We start from the raw sequence: 21,363 nt of genomic DNA, 5'->3' as shown, positions 1-21,363 counted from the left end.
TTTCTCCTTATTTTTATCGATATATTAATTATATTATTTTTTTAAAATAATAAAATGAGTATTATTCGCAAATTCCTTTACTTTATAATTTTCTAAAAAATTTTTATCTCTGTCAATAACTTCTAAAATTGTAAATTTTGTTTTATTTAATAATTGCATTAATTCTTCATAAGAATATAAATGCATAAAATCGCATAAATTATTTTCATTTAAAAAAATATGATCACCATAATTTTTTATTTTAAATTCACTACATTTTAGTACTATTTCATCTTTAGGTTTAATGTATGTATCCTCATTTCTAATAATTGTTGAAAAAATAAATATTCCACCAGATTTTAAAACTCTATATATTTCGTTTATAGCATCTATTCTTCCTTCTTCACTAGGTATTCCGGGTCATCCATTGAAAGAGAAAAGAGCATATTCAAATGAATTATTTGCATAATGTAATTTTGAGGCATTTGCTATCTCAAAATTAACATTTATATTATCGTTTTTTGCTAAATATTTAGCAGTATCAATCATATTAGATGAAATATCAACACCAAGAATATTAGTAAATCCTTTTTTTATTAGCCCGAATGTTGTTCTACCTGTTCCACAACCTATGTCAAGTAATTTGAAGTTTTTATTTTTGAAATACTTATCAAAAATAAATTCTTCAGATTTTCAAAGACCTATTGAAGAATTTGATTTAGCATATCTAACTACTGTTTGATCATCTTCAAAAACACTCTTATTATTTTCATTAAAATTCATTTATTTATTATAACAAAATAAAACTTGTTATTTTAGTATTTGAAATAAAAAATATTCGGAACAATCCGAATATTTAATTATTATTTGAATTAATCAACAAGTTCAATAATTGCCATTCTTGTATTGTCACCAAGACGTTTAGGTAATTTAATAATTCTTGTATAACCACCTTGTCTTTCTTTGTATTTTGGTGCAATAGTGTCAATTAAATGTTTGTAAACTTTTTTGTCTGAATTTTTAACAGTAATAGGTCTTACATAACTTGTAATTACACGGACATTAGCTAATGTAGGGTTTTTTGCTTTAGTAATCATTTTTTCAGCATGTTTTCTTAATTCTTTAGCTCTTGTTAAAGTTGTTGTTAAGTGACCGTTTGCGAATAATTCACTTGTAAGTGAACGCATCACACCATTTCTTCATTTTGTATTACGTGAATAAATTTGTTTTGGATTAGCCATATTATTCTTCTCCCTCTTTTAATTGTAAACCATGTTCTTCAAGTTTTTCAATAATTTCTTGTACAGATTTCTTACCTAAGTTCTTAATTCCTTCAAGTTCTTCAAATCTCATTTCAGCAACTTGACTAAGTTTTTTCTTACCACTTTTCTTAAGTGCATTTAGAGAACGAACAGATAAACCAAGTTGTGTAATATCTAAATCATCCTCAATTTGTTGTGGTTCTTCAACTTTTGGTTCTTCGAAAATTTGAACATCTTCCATATTTTCAACACCACCAATAACTCTAAATAATCCAATTAACATTTCTGAAGCATATTTTATAGCTTCTTTTGCAGTAATTGAACCATTTGTAACAACTTTAAATTCTAAAGCTTCTTCAATTTTAGTTGAATCGGAGTTTAATTCTTTAACATCTCATGTTACAGCCTTAATTGGAGCAAAATTAGAATCAACTGCTAAAAATTCAGCACGTTTAATATCTGTTTCTAATTTTGATTTTAAATCTTTATCATTGATGTAATTTTTATTTTCTTCTTCAGACATAAACCCACGTCCTACACGAAGAAACAATTCAAGATTTAATGCATCAGGTGAATTAACTGTAGCGATGTATTGATTTGGGTTGATAATTTGAACACCAGGGTTGCTTACTTCCATTGATTTAGCAGTGATTTGTCCAATTTCATTTGATTTAAGTTTAACCTTAACAATTTCATCATCAGCAACATATGATGGGGAATATGTAAAATTAACTTCTCTTAGGTTCATTATTAATGATAGAACGTCTTCAGTAACATCTTTAAGTGCTTTGTAATGAAACTCAGCACCCTCTATTCGTACGCTAAAAGGTGCTAAAGTAGGCATACTTGATATAATCATTCTTCTAAGTGCTACACCTAAAGTTTTACCAAATCCTCTTTCTAAACCTTCTAATATAAATGTTACTTCATTGTCTGAAACAACTCTAAATTCTGGTTTTTTTCTATATGATAATGGTTTCATTTTTTCCATATTTAGATTTCCTTTCCTCTTAAACTTGGTTTAAATTATTTTTTTGCACGTTCACGTTTTAAAATTCTTTTTGGTGGTCTTGTACCGTTGTGTGGAACTGGTGTTACATCTTTAACTTCAGTAACTGTAATTCCTGCAACTTCGATTTGTTTTCTAGCTGCATCTTTACCAGCACCTAAACCTTTCAATTCAACTTTAACTGTTTTAATTCCGTGTTCTTTAGCAGCTTCAGCTGCTGCTTGAGCTGCTAAACCAGCAGCATAAGGAGTCTTTTTCTTAGTTCCTTTGTAACCGATGCTTCCTGCAGAAGATCAAGCAATAACATTACCATTTTCATCAGCAAATGTAACAATGGTATTTTGGTTTGTAGAATGAATGTGTGCTACACCACTAACAATATTTTTCTTTTTAGTTTTACGAGCCATTATTATTTACCTTTCTTTCCTGCTACTGTTTTTCTTGGACCTTTACGTGTACGTGCATTTTTTTGTGTAGATTGTCCACGTACTGGTAAACCTTTACGGTGTCTTATACCACGGTAGCTTTTAATTTCCATTAAACGTTTTATGTTTAATGTTACTTCTCTACGTAAATCACCTTCTGTTACATAATTTTTAGCGATTTCACGAATTTTAGATAATTGATCTTCATGTAAGTCTTTTACTCTTGCGTTTTCATCAATTCCTGCTTGTGCACAAATTTCTTGTGCTGTTGATTTACCAATTCCATATATGTATGTAAGTGATATAACAACACGTTTATCATTAGGAATTTCAACGTTTAAAATTCTAGCCATATTTTCCCTTTCTTAAATATTAACCTTGTCTTTGTTTGTGTTTTGGTTGAACACAAATTACACGGTTAATTCCTCTACGTTTGATAATTTTACAATCTTTACAGATTTTTTTAACACTTGCTCTAACTTTCATTTTGTATCTCCTCGATTTTATTTATGACGATACACAATGCGACCTTGAGTTAAGTCGTAAGGACTCATTTCAACATCAACTGTATCACCTGGTAAAATTCTAATATGATTAACTCTCATTTTTCCAGAAATGTGAGCTTTAATTGTTAAACCATTTTCAAGTTCAACAGTATATAAATCTGTTGTATGAGCTTCTTTTACAACAGCTTTTATTTTTAATCCGTCTTTAGCCAAATTAAATTCCTTTCGTAAGAATAACACCTTTTCCGTTTTTAATTAAAACAGTATGTTCATAATGAGCTGTATTAGTACCATCTTCACTAACAACTGTTCACCCATCATTTTTAATATAAATATTTTTTGATTGAGTTATCATAGGTTCAATGCAAATAACCATTCCATCTTTTAATAATGGACCTGTACCTGCATGTCCCGAATTAAAAACATCTGGATCTTGGTGTAATTTTTTACCAATACCATGACCACAAAATTCGGATGGTGTATATAATTTATTTTTTCTAATGTAACGTCCAATTGCATAAGATATATCTCCTACACGTGCCCCTGGTTTAATAGCTGCGACACCCGCTTCAAAAGCACCTTTAGCTACATTAATTAATTTTTGGTCTATTTCTGATATTTTGCCAACACCTTTTGTGAAAGCACTATCGCTATGGTAACCTTCTCAAACACATCCGAGATCAACACTAACTAAATCTCCATCTTTTACGATTCTTTTGGAAGGAATACCATGGATCAATTCTTCATTTACAGATATACAAGCTGTAGCGGGAAAACCATATAATCCTTTAAAAGATAAATTTGCTCCCCTTTTTTTAATTTCTTTACAAGCTAATTGATCAATCTCTTCTAAAGAAACCCCTGGTCTTATGAAGTCTCAAAGTATTTGTTTTACTTCTGCCAAGATTTGACAACTTTTAGTAATTTTTTTTATTTCATTTTCTTTTAAAATTTGAATCATAAATTCTCCTTAAATGTATAAAAAATATAGATACCAAAAGTATCTAAATTTTAACAAAATTTTATAAAATTCCAAGTACTTTTTTTGCTACTTGTTCTGGAGCTAAACTTCCATCAACCACTTTTAACTCGTTCATGCCTATGTAGTAGTCTAATAATGGTTTTGTTTGTTCTTGATAAATTTTTAATCTATTTACTATTTTTTCTTCAGTATCATCATTTCTTATTATCAAGTCAGCACCATCTAAGTCACATTTTCCAGCAACTTTACTTGGTTTAAATTTAATATGGTAACCTGTACCACACTTAGAACATGTTCTTCTTCCTCCAAGACGTTCTAAAACAACTTCTTGAGTAACTCTTATTTCAATTACATCAAATTCAAATTCTTTTAAACTTTTTAAGTACTCGGCTTGTTGTACTGTTCTTGGGTACCCATCCAAAATAAAGTATTTACCTTCATTTTTTAATTTACTTATAGCATTAAATACTATTTCGTTGGTTATTTCGTCTGGAACATATCCTCCAGAATTAACATATTCTTGAACTTTTAATCCTAGTGTTGTTTTATTTTTTATTTCTGTTCTAAAAATATTACCAGTTGATAAATGAACTAAATTAGTTTCTTTTGTTATTAACTCTGCCACTGTACCTTTTCCAGCACCAGGTTGACCCATAAAAATTAAATTTTTTGTTATCACAATAATCCTTCATCTACATTGTTTACATCGTTAATATCATTAATATCTCTCGATAGACGTTTTGCTCTAGCTAAACGCATTGTTTTTCTTCTTGCTTTAAGTTGATCTAAAGTTTCAATACTTGTAGAAACTAAAATCATTAATCCTGTACCACCAAAAGCAATACTTTGTGGAAGAATACCGGCCATTATTTGTACAAATTGCATACTTCCTAAAATTAATAAATAAATAGAAGAAAATACACTTAATCTAAAAACTGTACCTATTAAATAATCTTGAGTTTCTTCTCCTGGTCTAATACCAGGTATAAAAGTTGAATTTTTTGTAAAATCTTCGGCTATTTTATCGACTTTTGATTGTTGAATTCCCATTAATAATGAAAATACTCAAACAATCACAACTAGTAAAGTAAATCCTACAGGTTGTGTAAATTGAAGATTAGTATTAATTCATTGTTTCGCTATACTTGTCTCTGGAAGTAAATTTGCAATCATAGTAGGAAATGATAAAACCATCATAGCAAAGATAATTGGCATAATTCCTGCAGGATTAACTTTAATAGGTAATTTACCCATTTCTTTACGATTTCTTGAACGTCCTGCACCAACTTGTTGAATCGGAATATGGCGTTCCGCTACATAAAATATAGCAATTATTAAAATAGTCAATAAATAAACACTAAAATATGTAACAACATCAATTATACCGGTCATAACTCCACTAGAGCCATTACCACCAATGTAATACTCTACCGCATTCTTAAATTGATACGGTAACCTTGCGGCTATACCAGTAAAAATAATTAAACTAGTCCCGTTCCCTATACCTTTGTTAGTTATTTGTTCCGAAATAAATAACGCAACCAATGAAGCAGATGTTAAAATGATTGGAATTATAAAATATATTAAAGTAGATTCGCTTAAAATGTTTGTTCCAACAATTTCGATAAAACCTCTTGTTCCTTGCGCAGATAATGACTTGACTAAGAAAACAGCTTGTGGATAAGCTATAATTAGAGTAACTAAACGAGTAATGATGTTTATTTTTCTACGACCTTGCGGACCACTTTGACTCAATTTGTAGATTGGCGGAAAAATTTTAGACTGTAAAATCATCATAATTAACGATGCATTAATAAACGGACTTATTCCTAAAGCAAAAAGCGAAAATTGCCTTAAACCTCCACCACCTATTAAATTTAAAGTATTTAAAAATGAATTTTCTGATAGTTGATTTTGATTTTGAATTCTAATGAAAGGAGCTGTAAGAGAAGTTCCTAAAATAAAAATAACCAAAAATAATAATGTAAAAATTCCTTTTTTTAATAATTCTTTTGTCTTTCAAAAAGAAACTCATGATTTAGAAAATGCTCTAAAACCACGTCTTATATATAATATTAAACTATCCAATGTTACCTCTTTTTTGTATTTTAATTATATAAAATTTTTCTATTTTTAAAATTATTAAATTTAACCAATATATTTGCATAAACAACTGCTATTGATATTTTTTTGTAGAAAAAATAAAAAATTAAATTTAATTTTAGTAAAAATAATATTTAAAACGCATATTATCCTACATTTTATGCACTAAAAATAATAAAAAATATATAATTTAAATAATATATTAACAAAAGGAGAAAAAATGATTAATATCGTACTTTATCAACCTGAAATTTTCCCAAATACAGGTAATATTATCAGAACTTGTTTTGCTTTGGGTATGAAATTACACATAATAAAACCTACTAGTTTTGATTTGCATCCAAAATATCTAAAAAGATATGGTGCAGGCAGAATGCTTTCTGATATTAAACATGAAATACACTCATCTTACGAAGAATTTGCAAAAAAATATCACGACAAAAACATCTACTACATAACAAGATATGGATTAAAAAATTATACTGATATAAATTATAAAAACGTCTTTAATCAAAATAAAGAAATTTGATTAATGTTTGGTAGAGAATCAACCGGTATAGATAAAAAAATTTTAAAAAATAATATCGATAATTGTTTGAGAATACCTATGGTTTCTGCAATGAGATCAATTAATTTAGCAAACTGCGTTTCTATTTTAGGATTTGAAGTTATGAGACAATTAGACTTTAAAGACTTATCATTATTTGAAGTAGAAAAAGGGAAAGATTTTCTAATCGAAAATGATTTTAAGTAGTAGACAGAATCCTAAAATTAAATTTTTAAAAAAATTACTTGATAAAAAATATAGAAGAGAAAATAAAAAGTTTTTAGTTTTTGGTTATCACTTAGTTGAAGAAGCTAAAAATTCCGGAATTATTGAAGAAATTTTTGAAATACCCGGAAATGAAAAATATAAAAATTCCACATTAATTGAAGAACATTTAATAGATTATATTTCACCAACAAAAACAACACAACCTATTTTCGCTTTATGCAATAACAAAAAGATTAATAATATTAAAATAAATAAAGTAATTTTATTAAATAATGTTCAAGATCCAGGGAATATCGGAACCATCTTTAGACTTGCAAAAGCATTCGATTTTGATACTGTTATAGTCGAAAACACAGATCCTTATAATGACAAAATAATACGTTCGTCACAAGGTGCGATGTTTTCAATAAACATAGTAGAAACTAAAGATAGCATAGGCACAATTAAACAACTTAAAAAAAATGGTTTTGAAATTTATGGAACACTTTTAGATAAAAGTTCAACAAAACTTAATGACACATATTTTAATAACGAAAATATGGTTATTATTTTTGGTAATGAAGGTCTAGGAATTGATAAAAATATAATTGCTCTACTTGATCAAAAAATCTATATACCAATTAGTTTTGAAAGTTTAAACGTCTCTATGAGTGCTGCCATAATTTTAAATAAAATAAGAAACGGATAAACAATGAATAAAAAAAGCAATTTTAAAATTTTAGAATATATTCAAAATGTAAATATTCCAATAACATTAAAAGGTTATAGTACTCTTGAAATCGATAAACTACTAGAAAAAATTTATTCAGAAATTAGTATTTTATTGAACGACTTAGAAATTGAACAAAAGCAAAAAAAAGAATTAGAAAAAGAATTAATAAAAATTCAAACAAAAAAGGAACAACTAGAATTTGACTTAATTAGATTGAAAACACAATTATCTGATATCAAAAAAGGAAAAAATGAATAACGAAAACCAAAAAGAATACAACAATTTAATTAATTGATATCCCGGACACATGGCAAAAGGGATTAGAGAAATAAAAGAAAACGCAACGCTTGCCGATATCTTTATCGTTGTACTAGATGCAAGATGTCCAATTAGTTCATATAATGAAGATTTTGATAAAATCGCTCCTCAAAAGCAAAGATTATTCATAATAACTAAAAGTGATTTGATGGATCAAAGTAAAAAAGATGCAATTACAAAAAGATTTAAGGGTGAACATATTCTTTGATTAGATTTAAGAAAAAATAAATCAAAGAATATAATTTTAAAAAAACTTAAATTAATGAGTCAAGAGAGAATTGAAAGAAACAAAGCAAAAGGATTGATACAAACAAAAATAAAATCATTTGTTGTTGGTATACCAAATTGTGGCAAATCTACTTTAATAAATTTAGTTTCTCCAACTTCGAAATTAAAAGTTGCAAATTATCCTGGTGTAACAACTAAACAAAAATGAGTCGTTAATGGTGAATTTTTATTTTTAGATACACCCGGTATATTACTACCTAAATTTTATGATCAGGAAGTCGCTATTAAGTTACTTGCAATTGGTTCAATTAAAAGCGAAAATTTTGGTAGAGAGTTTGTTGCTACAAAAATTTGAGCACTTCTATCAAAATATTATCCAACTATAATAAAAAATTGAGGATTAAAACCTTCTAATGACGATAAAGAAATTTACTCATTATTTCATGATTATGCAATCAAATTTAATTTTTATAAAGAAAAGGGTAAACTAGATTTAGAAAAAGCGCAAAATCATTTTATACAGTTAGTAAAAAATATGTCAGGCGTAACTTTTGATTAAACCTATTTTTGATCCAATCACATATGAGGTTAAGAAATCTAGTTTTATTTCTTACATTTTTAGATTTGAATCAAAAACAGAATTAAAAAATATTTTAAACCAGTTAAAAAAAGAACATAAAAAATCAAGACATATTTGTTACAGTTATATAATAAATAATGATGGTGTCGAATCAGGTGGTTTTAGCGATGATGGAGAACCTAAAAATACTGCTGGTAGACCCATGTTTGAACTAATGCGAATAAAAAATATTTCAAATGTATTAGTTGTTGTGATTAGATATTTTGGTGGCATAAAACTAGGTGCCGGAGGACTAATTAAAGCATATAGAATATCAAGTTCACAAGCAATAGATAAATATTTAAAGGAGACAAAAAATGATTAAATTAATCAAAAAAAACACAGGTAAAAATCAAGTTTTAAAACCTGCATTCGAAGGAAAAGAATTTCCTAAATTCATAACAAAGAAAAATTTTGTTTTAACTGAAGATTTAGAAAACAAAATTTCATATGTGTTTTTCGATAAAGAACACCAAACGGTAGACGCTTTAGCTGATTTTGCATTAAATTTTGCATCTTCACACAAAAGAAGTTATGAAATTTTATTATCAGACTTTTTAAGTATGTACGATATGAAAACACTTTTAAGAACTTTTATTCTTAAAAGTTATTTTGCAAAAGCAAAATTATTTAAAAAATCAATAGAAACAGAAAAAGAAGAGAAAGAAAAATTATTCTTAATTTTAGATGAACAAAGCCACAAAGAATTTGCATCGTTAACTAAAAAACTTTTTGTATTGGCCGAAAATATTCAAAAAACTAGAAATTTACAAATTATGCCTGAAAACTTTTTGAATTCTGAACAATTAGCTTCAGAAATCACAAGAGATTTTAGTGGTATACCAAACTTAACAATTGATGTTTTAACTAAAAAAGAAATAGAAGAATTAGGAATGGGTTTATTATTATCAGTTAACAAAGGAAGCACACACGAGCCAAGAGTTGTAGTTGTCAAATACAACGGTAACCCTAAATCCAAAGAAAGCATTTCAATAGTCGGAAAAGGGATTACTTTTGACACAGGTGGTGTAAATACAAAAGGTTACTACATGGATGGTATGAAATACGACATGTCTGGTTCTGTAATTAGCGCTTATGCAGTAAAAACATTAGCGCAATTACAAGCAAAGGTTAATGTTTCTGCTGTTATGGCTATCACAGATAATAGAATCAACTCAGATGCATCACTACCTGAGAATGTTTATCGTTCAATGAGTGGCAAATGAGTGGAAGTTGTTGATACAGATGCCGAAGGTCGTTTGGTTTTAGCTGATGGAATTTACTACGCAGCAGAAAAATTAAAACCTACAACAATTATTGATGTAGCAACACTAACCGGATCTATTTTAACAGCTTTGGGTAGCGTTTACACAGGTATTTGAAGTACAAATGATGAAAAATGAGAAAAATTTGAATCTGCTTCTAAAGAAGCTAATGAAAAAGTTTGAAGAATGCCACTTCATGAAGATTACAACAAAGGAAACAAAGGATCTAAAGTTGCTGATTTAGCTAACTGATCAAAAACTGTTCGTCCAGATTCAAGTCAGGCAGCGATGTTCTTAAAAGAATTTACAAAAGATATTGATTTTATTCATTGTGATGTAGCGGGTACAGCAGATAGAAGCGGAGAACCTCAAGGTGAATTAATTTCAACATTAGTTGAATTTGCACTAAAATATCAAAATTAATATAAAAAAAGTTGTAAAATTTAAACTATATATATTAAATACTAGAAAGGAAATATTATGAAAATTAATTTAATAGATAATAAAAGAAATGATTCTATATTATTAAGCGCCATTTTTAAAGGCGAAGAATATCCAAAATCATTAATAGAAAAAAATTCAGTAGTTACTGATTATTTTAACGAAAACAAATCATTTGTTTTCTTAGGTAAAAAAGAAGACTTAAAGTTTTCTACATTATATAATTTTGCAAAAGGATTATTTACAAATTTAGGACGTGATTTACAAGTTAACTTGGATACATTCGTAACAGAAAAAGTTAGTCTAGCAGAAGTTGTTAAGGCTTTTACAGAAGCATATTCTTATGTAACAGCAGAAATTTACAACGCCAAAACAAACAAAAAAGATGATAAATTTAATGTAAGCTTATTAAGCGAAAAAGCAACAGAAAAAGAATTAGAACAATTAAACAAATCAAACATTCTTTTAGAAGCTGTTAACTTTGCAAGAAACCTACAAATTACACCTCCAAACATTTTAAATTCTGAAGAATTAGCAAAAAGAGTCCAAGAAGACTTAGCTCAATACGATAACTTAAAAGTAACAGTTTTAAATAAATCACAAATCGAAGAATTAGGAATGGGATTATTACTTTCAGTTAACCGCGGAAGTATGTTCGAACCTAGAGTTGTAGTTATTGAATACAATGGAAATCCTGATTCAAAAGAAAAAACTGTTTATGTAGGTAAAGGTATTACATTCGATAGTGGCGGTTACTCACTTAAACCAGGTCGTTCAATGTTAGGAATGAAATTTGATATGTCAGGTTCAGCATTTGTTGCTAGTGCATTAAAAGCTATTGCACAGTTAAAACCAAAAACAAATGTTGCTGCAGTTATGGCTATCACAGATAACAGAGTAAACGGTGATGCTTCTTTACCTGACTCAGTTTGAACAAGTATGAATGGTAAGACTGTTGAAATTAACAATACAGACGCCGAAGGTCGTTTAGTAATGGCAGATGGTTTAACATATGCTGTTAGAAACTTAAAAGCAACAAGATTAGTTGATGTAGCTACACTTACAGGAGCAATAGTTGTTGCCTTAGGAAGCACATATACAGGTGTTTGAGCAACATCTGAACAAGCATGAAAAGAACTTAAAGATGCTTCTGATGCACAAAATGAATTAGTATGAAGAATGCCACTTGACGAAGCATATGCAAAAGAAATTAAAAACTCTCCGGTTGCTGACTTAAAAAATACTGATTTAAGTGGTGCAGGAGCTGGTAGTTCTTCAGCAGCCATGTTCTTAAAAGAATTTACTGAAGGTGTTGAATATATTCACCTAGATGTGGCTGGTACAGCTGACATCGGTGGTAGACCAACAGGTGTTATGGTTAAAACATTAGTTCAACTAGCATTAAACTCAAACAAATAATAAATTAAAAAAGCTTAAGAATAAATCTCTTAAGCTTTTTTAATCATAAGTATATAAAGTATATCGTTTATGGTTAATATTTAATTTTTAGATATATAAAAAAACAAAAACACATTTAATGAAATTTTGATTGTGTTTTTGTTTTTTATTTTTATCTAAGATCATTATTATCTAGGGAATACATATAATCCATTTGCAATAGCATCTTTTTCGCTTGCAGAAGATACATATTCTTTATTATGTGCATTTTCAATAACTGTATAATCACCATTTTCTTTATTTACATTGTAAATAGCATCAAAAATATTATATTTTATAGTTTTACCTTGATATTCTAAATGTAAGAAGTGATTTTTTAAAGGATTTCAACTTGCGATTTGAATTATAAATTCACCATTAGTATTTCTATTTTCTATAAATGGTTTTATGTTATTGTTTGAACCCGCAGCTCTTGAACCGTTCTTATCAACAGAGTACACAATGATATCAGATCTAAATAAAGAAGGATCAGGTTGATTTCCGTCTTTTTTAAGATTATCAAAAGTTATACTTGAATCTGTAATCTTTGCAAGTAATCTAAATGTTCCTCAACCATTATCTTGACTCATAATTGATTTTATTTCAAATTTATCAGAATATGTATTAAAATCTGATTTTGTTGCAATTAAATATTTTGCATCAACAGTCTCATCATTGAAATTAAATGAATAGTTTAAAAATATTTGATTATTTTCAATTTCAATGTTTTTAAATAAAACATTTTTTATTTCGTTTTCAAATCCTTGTTCTACATTAAATTCTATGTTATCATTTGAAATATTATTCTTACTTTCTCATGTTATTTCTTTTTTATTAAATCTAATAGAAATTTTATTTTTAGCATTCTCTTTAGTTAATTCCATAGGGATATCATAACCTATTTTAAATGTACCAATTCTTCATCAATGTTGAATAGTATCAATATTTCTTATTCTTACACTTGTTGCTAAAACAGGTTTATTTATTTTAAAGGTTTGTGATTTATCACTGTTTCCTTTTTGATTACTAAATTGTTGTCATTCTCCACTTCCATTTTTGTATTCCACAACAAAATTTGTTAATTTATCAGTATCTCCAGTTTGTCCTTGTTCGAAAAATACTTTATTAATTAATTTTTCTTTTGGTAAATCTAAGGTTAATGTATTACCATTAACTGTTGAATGGAATTCTGCAGAACCTCTACCATTTCTAACTCAATATTCAGTGTCAGCCTTTGAATCGAATAAATTATCTATATTATATCTTGCATCTGCATTTAAAACTTCTTTTGTATTATCGTAAGAATTAGCATTATGTGATAATCCTAAATAATATCCTTCATCATCTCTTTGTGAAATTAAATTATGATCTATTTTAGTATTAGGTTCATCATACCCTACTTTAAATGTACCAATTCTTCATCAACCTTGAGTGTTATTTTTATTTTTAATTCTTACTTTATCGGTTAAAACAGCGTCATTTCTTTCAAAGAACTGAATTTTATTATTATTACCTTTAGAATCATTAAATAAAACTCAACTACCATCTTTTGATTGATATTCTAGTTCAAAATTAGCTAAAACATCAGAAGGACGTGATAGACCCTGCGCAACAAGAATCTTAGATACTAGTTTCTTACTTGGTAATTTAATTGTTAATGTGTTATTTTCTAATATTCAGTCTCTGTGTGGCTCTTTACCACTTTTTACTCAATATTCAGTGTTAATACTTTTATCAAATAAATTGTTAACACTTTGGTCTCCAGTGTTTTTAACCTCATTTTCGCCTGGGTTAGTATCCAATACTATATTTTCATAATATCCATAAGAATCTCTTCCTGAGAAATTTTCAGGGTCTATTGTTGTTTCAGTATTAGAATCTTGGTTTCCTTCGCTTTCACCATTATGTGTTTCACCTTCTTTTGGTTGAGTTGGTTGAGTTGTAGCTCCACCATCTTGGCTTGCTTCTCCGCCTCCTTCTTTTGGTTGAGTTGGTTGAGTTGTAGCTCCACCATCTTGGCTTGCTTCTCCGCCTTGGTTTCCTTGACCTTCTAGTTTATTTAAACTTTCATCAATAAATTTTTTATCATTATCTTTTTTAACTTTATTAGCAGCTAATATAGATACTGGTATTGCAACTGCTGCGGTGACTCCAGCAATTGTTAAAAGTATTATGCTTTTTTTTAACTTCATTTTTGTTTCCTTATAATAATTTTCTATTTATATAAATAGTTGCTTTTAGCAACTCATAAAATTAAACTATAAATATTATAAAAAGTGAATAAAAGGTTAAAAAACAAAGATAAAATCATCTTTTTTATAAAAAAAATATAGTAATTGTAATTAATATTTAATTTTTAGAATTAAAATAAAAAAAGTTTATAATTAATTATAAAACCAAAAAATGATTCTAATTTCTAAATATAAATAACTTTATTTATGTGGTGATACCATGTTTAAATGATATTGCTACAAGCAATTAATTAAAATTTTTATACGGTGTTTAAAAATAACCCTCCAAACTAACACGAAAATTTAAAATAAATATTAATTAAAAGGAAAAATATGTCAAAAAAGAAAAAAATAATTATAGCAGCATTGTCTTTAACAACAATTGCAATTACTGTAGGCATAACTTCAAGAGCATTATTTAATAAAAACAAAAACAACCCTGAACAAAGTAGAGAGAAATATAAAAAGCAATTAGAAATTGAAATACAAAATAATGATGATGAATTTTTCGAAAGTTTCGAAAAAAATATTTTGAATAATTATCCAAAGTATTCCGATCAAGAATATTATAAAAAGTTAAATAGTATTCTTGTGGTAATTTCTAAAAATATAAATACATTATTTAAAAATTCAAATAATTTAAATAACGATGAAAAATATTACATTTTAAATAAATTTGAAGAAAAATATAAAAAAATTATCAAATCTGATAATTTAGAATTTAAAGATTTTTCAGAAAAATTAGATAATTTGTCAATATTCATTTCTGAATTAAATAATAATTTAATAAAAAACCTAAACGAATTGAAACAGTCATTCTCTCATTTTGTTAATCCAAAATTTTCTAACTTTAAAGAAAATATATTAACAGAGTATGACGTTTTAATAAATAGTAATAAGAATATCGATTTAAATACTAAAATTATTAATTTTTTAAGTTCTATTAATAATTCAATTAACTTATACAATAAAATTTCTAATATAAATACTATTAAGAATAGTTATGAAATAAATGAGTTATGAACATTTTTAAATAACTTAATAAATAAAGAAAACTTTAGTTACAATGATATCAACATAAAAAATATTACAAAAATAGATAAATTAAACGAACTTTTAACATCAATTTTAAATAAAGAACAAAAGGTTAATGAATATAAAGAAATATTATCAAATACACTTTCAAATTTTAAAAATAAGAATGTTATAGAATTTAAAAATAAAATATTAGAGAACTACAACCGATTTGAAATTACAAATTATGAAATATTTAATAATAACATTTTTAAAGTAATTTTAAAATTAAATGATTATTTCGAATTTAAACAAACAAAAGCTTTAGAAGGAATAAATATTAGTTTCACAAACGAAAGCAAATTTATTAATTTAACTAATGAAATAAATAAAATAGTAGAAGCAAAAATAATCGATATAACAAAACTTAATGATTATTTAGAAGAAAAAATTATCGAATGAAAAAAACTTGCAGAATCTAGAAATATTTACATAATTTCTCAAAATAATAAAATGGAAGAATATTTAAATTCAATCGATGAATATAATTTAAAAAATTCCATAATAAGAGATATATATTTTTCAAAAAAACAAATTGCATATAATAATCAAGAAATTAAAGAAAATCTAGTAAATAAACTATTAGAAAATGATTTTAATATTGAAATTGCAAATAATATAAATAAATATTACGAACTATCATCATTTGACTTCGAAAATAAACTTAACGAATCTTTAATTTTATTAAAAGAAAACATAAGCTCATTAGCTATAAGTGACTTGATTACAGAAATTAAAGAATATATTCAACATAATAAATTACAATCATTAGAAGATGGCTTTACAGAAAACAAACAAACTCTTATTAAATCCATAACCGATAGTAATAAAATTTCAAGCGAAATTAAAAATACTCTATTAAATGAAGTTAACTCTTCGGTAGTGAATTTTGAAATTAATAATATAAAACAAAAATTAAATAAATACGAAAATAAATTTGAAGAAAAAACAAACTTATTAATTGAAAAAATAAAAAGTTTTGAAATTATTAACGAAATAAAAAATGACATAATATTTAGAGTCAAATTAATTAAAACTATTGATCAATTAGGTGCTCAAGAAATTTATTTTGATCAATTAAACAATTCAATATTAAGTTTATTAAATAAAATTCAATCTTTCGAACTTAAAATAAAAAATAAACAAATTTTAGGCAAAAAAGAATTTGATTTCTATATGTTTAAAAACAAACATAGAAAATTTTTTACAAATCAACTTAAACAATATGATTTTACAAGCGAAAATTTAAATTTAGATAAATTAAAATCAGTGATTAATGAATTAATCCAAATTGAAAACGAACAAGACAACGCTTCAAAAACAGCACATCAACTTTTAGAAGAAATGACAGTTTCTAAATTCAATCTTAATAATTTTGAAGAAGAATCAAAATATAATTTGGATTCATTAAAAAGTTCTGGTTCATTTAATTTAGAAAACGCTTCTCTTTTCTTCGATCATTTTGATAACGATAAATTTAATTACACAATTAAGGATTTAAAAGTTTCTGGAGATAACTTAGAAATACTAACAGTTGTAGTTGAAGCAAAAATAAAAGGTGTAGATAATTTTTCTATAACATTTGAAAAATCTAGAACATATGAACGAGGCATAAAAGACCAACTTGATGCGATAACATTTAACGAATTAGATTCTTTATTTAATATTAATTATGATTTACTTAACTCATATACATTAGATGAATTTAATAACTTAAATAATAATCAAAGAAGTAAAATATTCGAAAATTCTAAATTTGAACTAAATAATTTTTTTAAATACAAAATTTCTAATATAAATATCAATAACAATATTTTAAACGGGAATGTTGACGTTTTATATAATAACCAAATTTTAAAATCAATAAATTTATCAGCAATTAAACATTTTGTACCAAGAAAAACAACACTCGAAGAATACTGAGATGAAAATAATAAAAATAAAATATTAGAAATAATCAATTCAAACAACATTGAAAAATTATTTACTAATATTACTCTAAAAGACCCTACAAATAGATGAAATCATACTGATTTTTTAGCTTCACAAGCAATAGAAAAGTTTAACGAATTTTATAATCTTCCTAAATTTGGAAAATACCAAATTTATATTGAGTCAGTTGAAAATGTTGATGATTTCAGAAGAAGAACAGATTTAAAATTATGATATACAGAAAATGGAGTTGAAGCGCCCAAACCTGAAAATGGTATTAACAACAAATTTACAATAAACAATTTTATGTTTTTAAATTATGAAAACATAAAACCAAAAGGTGAATATTTTACTTCTTCAGACTTTAATGATCAAAAATACACACAGATAACCGATACTAATATTCTTAATTTAATAAATCAAATGAATGAATCTGCAATTCATTGAAGACTAGCACAAGGTCATGTGAGTTATGGACCAGGGGTAATTACAAACTACCGTACTTTAAATCCTATTAATTTTATAGAACAAAAAGCTTTCAATAAATTTAACTATTTCTTTAAAATATCTAATACTTTTTGAGATGACAATAATGGTAGACATACAATAGAATCTAATGGAACTATTAAAGATGAATTAGATTATATTCCTTTAAGCGAAAAAGATAAAATTAATAAAGAAAATATAACTAGATTTGAAATGGATATAAATCCTTTAATTAATAATTACTTTTATTACTTTTACGACTTTAAATTAGTAGGTAGAAGAGGATTAAAATTCAAAATTGGTTGAATTAATAAACAAAATAGTAATATAAGATTTACCAATGACAAAGAATATGAATTAATTAATTTGGTAAACGACTATGAGCAAGCTATATATCCTGAAGTGATTGTAAATAATATATCTCTTGACGATTTAGTATTTAATAAAGAAATTTTAAAATCTAATAATGCTGAGTACTTCAAAAACCACAAAGATGAATTAAGAAATTCCTTTACAATAAAAACAGAAGAAAGTGATGGTTATATTTATTATAATAACTTTAGAATTAAAGCGTCAGATATAAAAATAGATGAAGTACAAAAACTTGAAAATAATGAGTTGTATATTAAATTAAAAATTAATTCCAAAAATATACTTAATAATCAAAATAAAGAAATAAAAGGTAAAAGTTGGTATAGAGTTATAGGATTTAAAGATTTTATTGAAACTGATTTAAAACAAATTAAAACTCCTCAATTCGAACAAGGTCCTTTGAGCACAATTTATATTTCGCATGATAAAGTTAAAAGAAAAAGACAAATTGAACCATTTTGAAGGGACCTTCTTTGGAAAGAAGATAAAAACGAAAATAATGCATATTGATATTTGGATAAAAAATATATAGAAAAAACATTGTTAAGAAAAAATGTTTCTAGCGCTAAACTTATTTTTACAATATATGCAGGGTTGTTAAGCAATGATAGAGAGAAAAATTCAAGGGTTTGAGGTGATGGGGGTTGATTTACAGATAATACCTATACATATACTATAGATTGAAACCAACTAAAAGAAAATAAAATAATAAAAATAGAGAAAACTGAGCCGCATTACACAAAAATTAATAATAAAAATTATGTGTATGATATATTCTTCATTTGAGAAGAAGAAAAAGGTATAAAAGTAGTAATCCAAACAAAAGATAGAAGTCAAAAAGTTGTTGTCGGTTCTCCTGAAGACTATAAATTTGAAGAAAATCAACTATTTGACCCAAATCACGCAATAGTAGTAATGCCATCAGCTGCCAAAGTAAGTATTGAATACACAAACAATTTACAAGATGAATTATTTGAAGTTAATTCAAATAGATTTGACTATAACGATGTATTTTATACTGATAATAATCAACCAATTTTATTTAGTAATGATTCTGAATTTCTTAACGAATCAGAATATTGACCAAACCAAAATGTATGATTCAAATTTCATAATGGATACCAAACCAATGTGGACACACTAAACTGAAATAAACATGATGATTGAAAACAAGCTAAAGATACTTGAATGAGATCTGTTCAATTTATAGGTCCTGGTTATTTTGGATCAACATCTATAATCGGTAAAGTAAATAATGATCCTAATGACTATAGATATTATTTAATCACAAATAGACACGTTATTGGTGGTGGTAGAATCAAAAACTTTAACGATATAAACAAAGATAACACAAAATATGAAGAAAACTTTAATTTATTGTTAGCTCCTAAACATAGAAAAAATGACATTAACGATTATTATGATGTTCTTTATGCACATATGGATAAAAAGAATATACCTACTACCGTTATATGATCCGGTGTTGAACAAATAGATAATAATAATTCAAATGAAAAAATTACAGTGGACTTAACAGTATTTATTGGTGATTTTACAGAAGCGTATAAAAAAGCTAAGCGACAAGGTGACATGAACATTGTTTATAAACTTGATTATATAAATAATAAAATGAATAACGTAAAGTTCGATATTCATCCATTAATAGCAAGATCGAATAAAGTTGTTTCAAATCAAAATACAACGATTTTAGGATTCCCAAGCGGTAATATGTCAGGAGTTATTAACAGAAGGCCTGTTTATTTTAGAGGCGGAGAAGGAAATAATTGAAGCAAAAAAATTGATTTTGTAAATATTAAATTAGACGGCGATTACAAACCGCCAATATACTTAGGATCAGGTGGTTCTGGAACAAGTATGTATCTTGATAACGATACATACGTAGCAACTTGAAGTCAAGGTTGACACGCCGTTGAATCGTCAGGTCCTACATTCGCAACTAAGACATTAAATTATATGGGAATGAACTTTAAAGGTGAAAATCCATTTGAAATTAACAACTCTAATTCTTTTGCAAGTCAAATTATAAGAGAAAACTTAAAACATCCGTATAAGTTCAGTACTCCATGATTCTTCAAAAATGATTACAAAGAAGAAGATGTAGATGAATAATTTACAAAAAATAATCAAATATTAAAAACATCATAGTTACATATTATGATAAGTTAGGTGAGCTAAATTTGTCACAAAACCCATATCGATAAAATCAATATAGGTTTTTATTCGATTATAAATACTTAATTAATTTACTTCATTTTCACTAAAATTTCTTAATATTTTCTTTTAGGTTATATGAATTAAGTATTCTAAAACTGACGTTGATTAAATTATCTTCTCTTAACTTATTTGGATTATTATATTACGATTAGAGTTGTTGAATAAATAAGTATTTTATTAAAAACACTATTTTTAAAATATATAAAAAATGTCTATCAATGATTAATATTTGGTGTATCACCAAAAAAATGATAAGTATATTGTTGTTAAAAATGAATTAAAAAATCAAACCTATTTAGTAGGCTTGATGCTAAATTGTAATTTCAAGAGCAACACAATTAATATAAAATACAGTTGTGGAGCACTTGAAATTTTTTAATAAAAAAATGGCTCCACATGAACCGAGGAACCATATGAATTATACAACAAAAAATTACAATCAAATTACTAAAGAAGAAAGATTTTTTATACAAAATAGTATTCAAAATAACTTTTCTTTACGAAGTATCGCTAGAAGTTTAAGAAGAAATGTTTCTTCGATTTCAAGAGAAATAAGAAAAAATTGTGATTATTATGGTAATTATAATTTTTTAATTGCCGAAGAAAAAAGGCTGAGAAGAAAATCACATAAATATCTTTTTAGATTTGATGTTAATTTTAAATTCGAAGAATTTAGCAATTATTTTAAGAAAAAATATGATAAAAAATTTCACGGTGTTAAGGCTACATATAATTATGTAAAAAGTAAAAACAATAATATTTTAATACCATCTATAAAAACTATTTTTAATTGACTCAAAACTAATAAATGAATTATAACCAGAAAAGATAGATTAAGATCTTACTATAAAAAAGGCGGAAAGCGGCAATCTTCTGTAATAAGCAGACTCATTAAAAGTGCTGAATACGTATTACCAATATGGGCTAGACCTAAAGAAGTCGATTTAAGACTAGTATTTGGACATTGGGAAG

Annotated in this window: 20 protein-coding genes; 9 read left to right on the top strand and 11 right to left on the bottom strand. The window is 26.2% G+C overall.

The genetic code is table 4. The features are described 5' to 3' along the window. Nucleotides 1–33: 33 nt before the first annotated feature. The 10 genes from JXZ92_RS02970 to secY form a co-directional block, all read right to left on the bottom strand. Nucleotides 34–762 (bottom strand): class I SAM-dependent methyltransferase, encoded by a 729-nt coding sequence (locus JXZ92_RS02970; protein WP_205852286.1) that lies wholly within the window; start codon nt 760–762, stop codon nt 34–36. Between the two features lie 89 nt (nt 763–851). Continuing rightward, nucleotides 852–1,220 carry a 50S ribosomal protein L17 gene (gene rplQ, locus JXZ92_RS02965; protein WP_174893069.1) on the bottom strand — a complete coding sequence of 123 codons (369 nt, stop codon included), beginning with the start codon at nt 1,218–1,220 and terminating at the stop codon, nt 852–854. A 1-nt stretch (nt 1,221) separates the two neighbouring features. Beyond that, nucleotides 1,222–2,232: a DNA-directed RNA polymerase subunit alpha gene (locus JXZ92_RS03870; RefSeq protein ID WP_205852285.1), complete on the bottom strand. Its 1,011-nt coding sequence runs from the start codon at nt 2,230–2,232 to the stop codon at nt 1,222–1,224. 35 nt (nt 2,233–2,267) lie between these two features. Further along, nucleotides 2,268–2,657, bottom strand: a complete 390-nt coding sequence (gene rpsK, locus JXZ92_RS02955) for a 30S ribosomal protein S11 (protein WP_174893071.1) — start codon at nt 2,655–2,657, stop codon at nt 2,268–2,270. A 2-nt stretch (nt 2,658–2,659) separates the two neighbouring features. Beyond that, nucleotides 2,660–3,028: a 30S ribosomal protein S13 gene (gene rpsM / locus JXZ92_RS02950; RefSeq protein WP_205852284.1), complete on the bottom strand. Its 369-nt coding sequence runs from the start codon at nt 3,026–3,028 to the stop codon at nt 2,660–2,662. Between the two features lie 19 nt (nt 3,029–3,047). Further along, entirely contained in the window at nt 3,048–3,161 is a 114-nt protein-coding gene (gene rpmJ / locus JXZ92_RS02945) for a 50S ribosomal protein L36 (protein ID WP_174893073.1), read from the bottom strand. 17 nt (nt 3,162–3,178) lie between these two features. Continuing rightward, complete coding sequence (infA, locus tag JXZ92_RS02940) at nt 3,179–3,379, bottom strand: translation initiation factor IF-1 (protein ID WP_371813988.1); 201 nt, start codon at nt 3,377–3,379, stop codon at nt 3,179–3,181. A 16-nt stretch (nt 3,380–3,395) separates the two neighbouring features. Beyond that, complete coding sequence (gene map, locus JXZ92_RS02935) at nt 3,396–4,142, bottom strand: type I methionyl aminopeptidase (protein ID WP_205852283.1); 747 nt, start codon at nt 4,140–4,142, stop codon at nt 3,396–3,398. A 61-nt stretch (nt 4,143–4,203) separates the two neighbouring features. Next, entirely contained in the window at nt 4,204–4,842 is a 639-nt protein-coding gene (locus JXZ92_RS02930) for a nucleoside monophosphate kinase (RefSeq protein WP_205852282.1), read from the bottom strand. After that, complete coding sequence (secY, locus tag JXZ92_RS02925; RefSeq protein ID WP_205852281.1) at nt 4,836–6,251, bottom strand: preprotein translocase subunit SecY; 1,416 nt, start codon at nt 6,249–6,251, stop codon at nt 4,836–4,838. Before secY ends, JXZ92_RS02930 begins: the two co-directional genes overlap by 7 nt. A gap of 235 nt (nt 6,252–6,486) precedes the next feature. Here secY and JXZ92_RS02920 point away from each other — a divergent pair, with 235 nt between their 5' ends. The 7 genes from JXZ92_RS02920 to JXZ92_RS02890 are packed head-to-tail and all read left to right on the top strand — an operon-like array spanning nt 6,487 to nt 12,043. Then, on the top strand, nt 6,487–7,020 hold the full coding sequence (locus JXZ92_RS02920; RefSeq protein ID WP_205852280.1) for a tRNA (cytidine(34)-2'-O)-methyltransferase: 534 nt from the start codon (nt 6,487–6,489) through the stop codon (nt 7,018–7,020). Then, the gene (locus tag JXZ92_RS02915; RefSeq protein WP_205852279.1) at nt 7,007–7,729 is read left to right on the top strand and encodes an RNA methyltransferase; all 723 of its coding nucleotides are present in this window, start codon (nt 7,007–7,009) and stop codon (nt 7,727–7,729) included. Before JXZ92_RS02920 ends, JXZ92_RS02915 begins: the two co-directional genes overlap by 14 nt. Nucleotides 7,730–7,732: 3 nt before the next feature. Next, the gene (locus tag JXZ92_RS02910; RefSeq protein ID WP_205852278.1) at nt 7,733–8,011 is read left to right on the top strand and encodes a hypothetical protein; all 279 of its coding nucleotides are present in this window, start codon (nt 7,733–7,735) and stop codon (nt 8,009–8,011) included. Then, nucleotides 8,004–8,858 carry a ribosome biogenesis GTPase YlqF gene (gene ylqF / locus JXZ92_RS02905; RefSeq protein ID WP_205852277.1) on the top strand — a complete coding sequence of 285 codons (855 nt, stop codon included), beginning with the start codon at nt 8,004–8,006 and terminating at the stop codon, nt 8,856–8,858. Before JXZ92_RS02910 ends, ylqF begins: the two co-directional genes overlap by 8 nt. Next, the gene (locus tag JXZ92_RS02900; protein ID WP_241006987.1) at nt 8,851–9,243 is read left to right on the top strand and encodes a YigZ family protein; all 393 of its coding nucleotides are present in this window, start codon (nt 8,851–8,853) and stop codon (nt 9,241–9,243) included. The genes ylqF and JXZ92_RS02900 overlap by 8 nt, the downstream gene beginning before the upstream one ends. Continuing rightward, a complete protein-coding gene (locus JXZ92_RS02895) occupies nt 9,236–10,606 on the top strand; it encodes a M17 family metallopeptidase (protein WP_205852276.1) in 1,371 nt (456 codons plus the stop codon). Before JXZ92_RS02900 ends, JXZ92_RS02895 begins: the two co-directional genes overlap by 8 nt. A 57-nt stretch (nt 10,607–10,663) precedes the next feature. Further along, nucleotides 10,664–12,043: a M17 family metallopeptidase gene (locus JXZ92_RS02890; RefSeq protein ID WP_205852275.1), complete on the top strand. Its 1,380-nt coding sequence runs from the start codon at nt 10,664–10,666 to the stop codon at nt 12,041–12,043. Between the two features lie 167 nt (nt 12,044–12,210). Here JXZ92_RS02890 and JXZ92_RS02885 read toward each other — a convergent pair whose 3' ends face one another. Then, nucleotides 12,211–14,253: a discoidin domain-containing protein gene (locus tag JXZ92_RS02885; protein ID WP_205852274.1), complete on the bottom strand. Its 2,043-nt coding sequence runs from the start codon at nt 14,251–14,253 to the stop codon at nt 12,211–12,213. Between the two features lie 372 nt (nt 14,254–14,625). On the opposite strand from JXZ92_RS02885, the gene JXZ92_RS02880 reads away from it, so the two are divergent. Together JXZ92_RS02880 and JXZ92_RS02875 are read left to right on the top strand one after the other, a co-directional pair. After that, entirely contained in the window at nt 14,626–20,286 is a 5,661-nt protein-coding gene (locus JXZ92_RS02880; protein WP_205852273.1) for an MGA_1079 family surface serine endopeptidase, read from the top strand. A gap of 518 nt (nt 20,287–20,804) precedes the next feature. After that, a partial coding sequence (locus tag JXZ92_RS02875; protein WP_205852272.1) for a helix-turn-helix domain-containing protein occupies nt 20,805–21,363 on the top strand: 559 nt, incomplete at its 3' end.

The sequence above is a fragment of the Mycoplasma sp. CSL10137 genome (genome assembly GCF_017116845.1).
Lineage (GTDB): Bacteria > Bacillota_I > Bacilli_A > Mycoplasmatales > Metamycoplasmataceae > Mycoplasmopsis.
The sequence above is the reverse complement of the archived record's forward strand: the minus strand, read 5'-3'. Positions and strand labels throughout refer to the sequence as shown.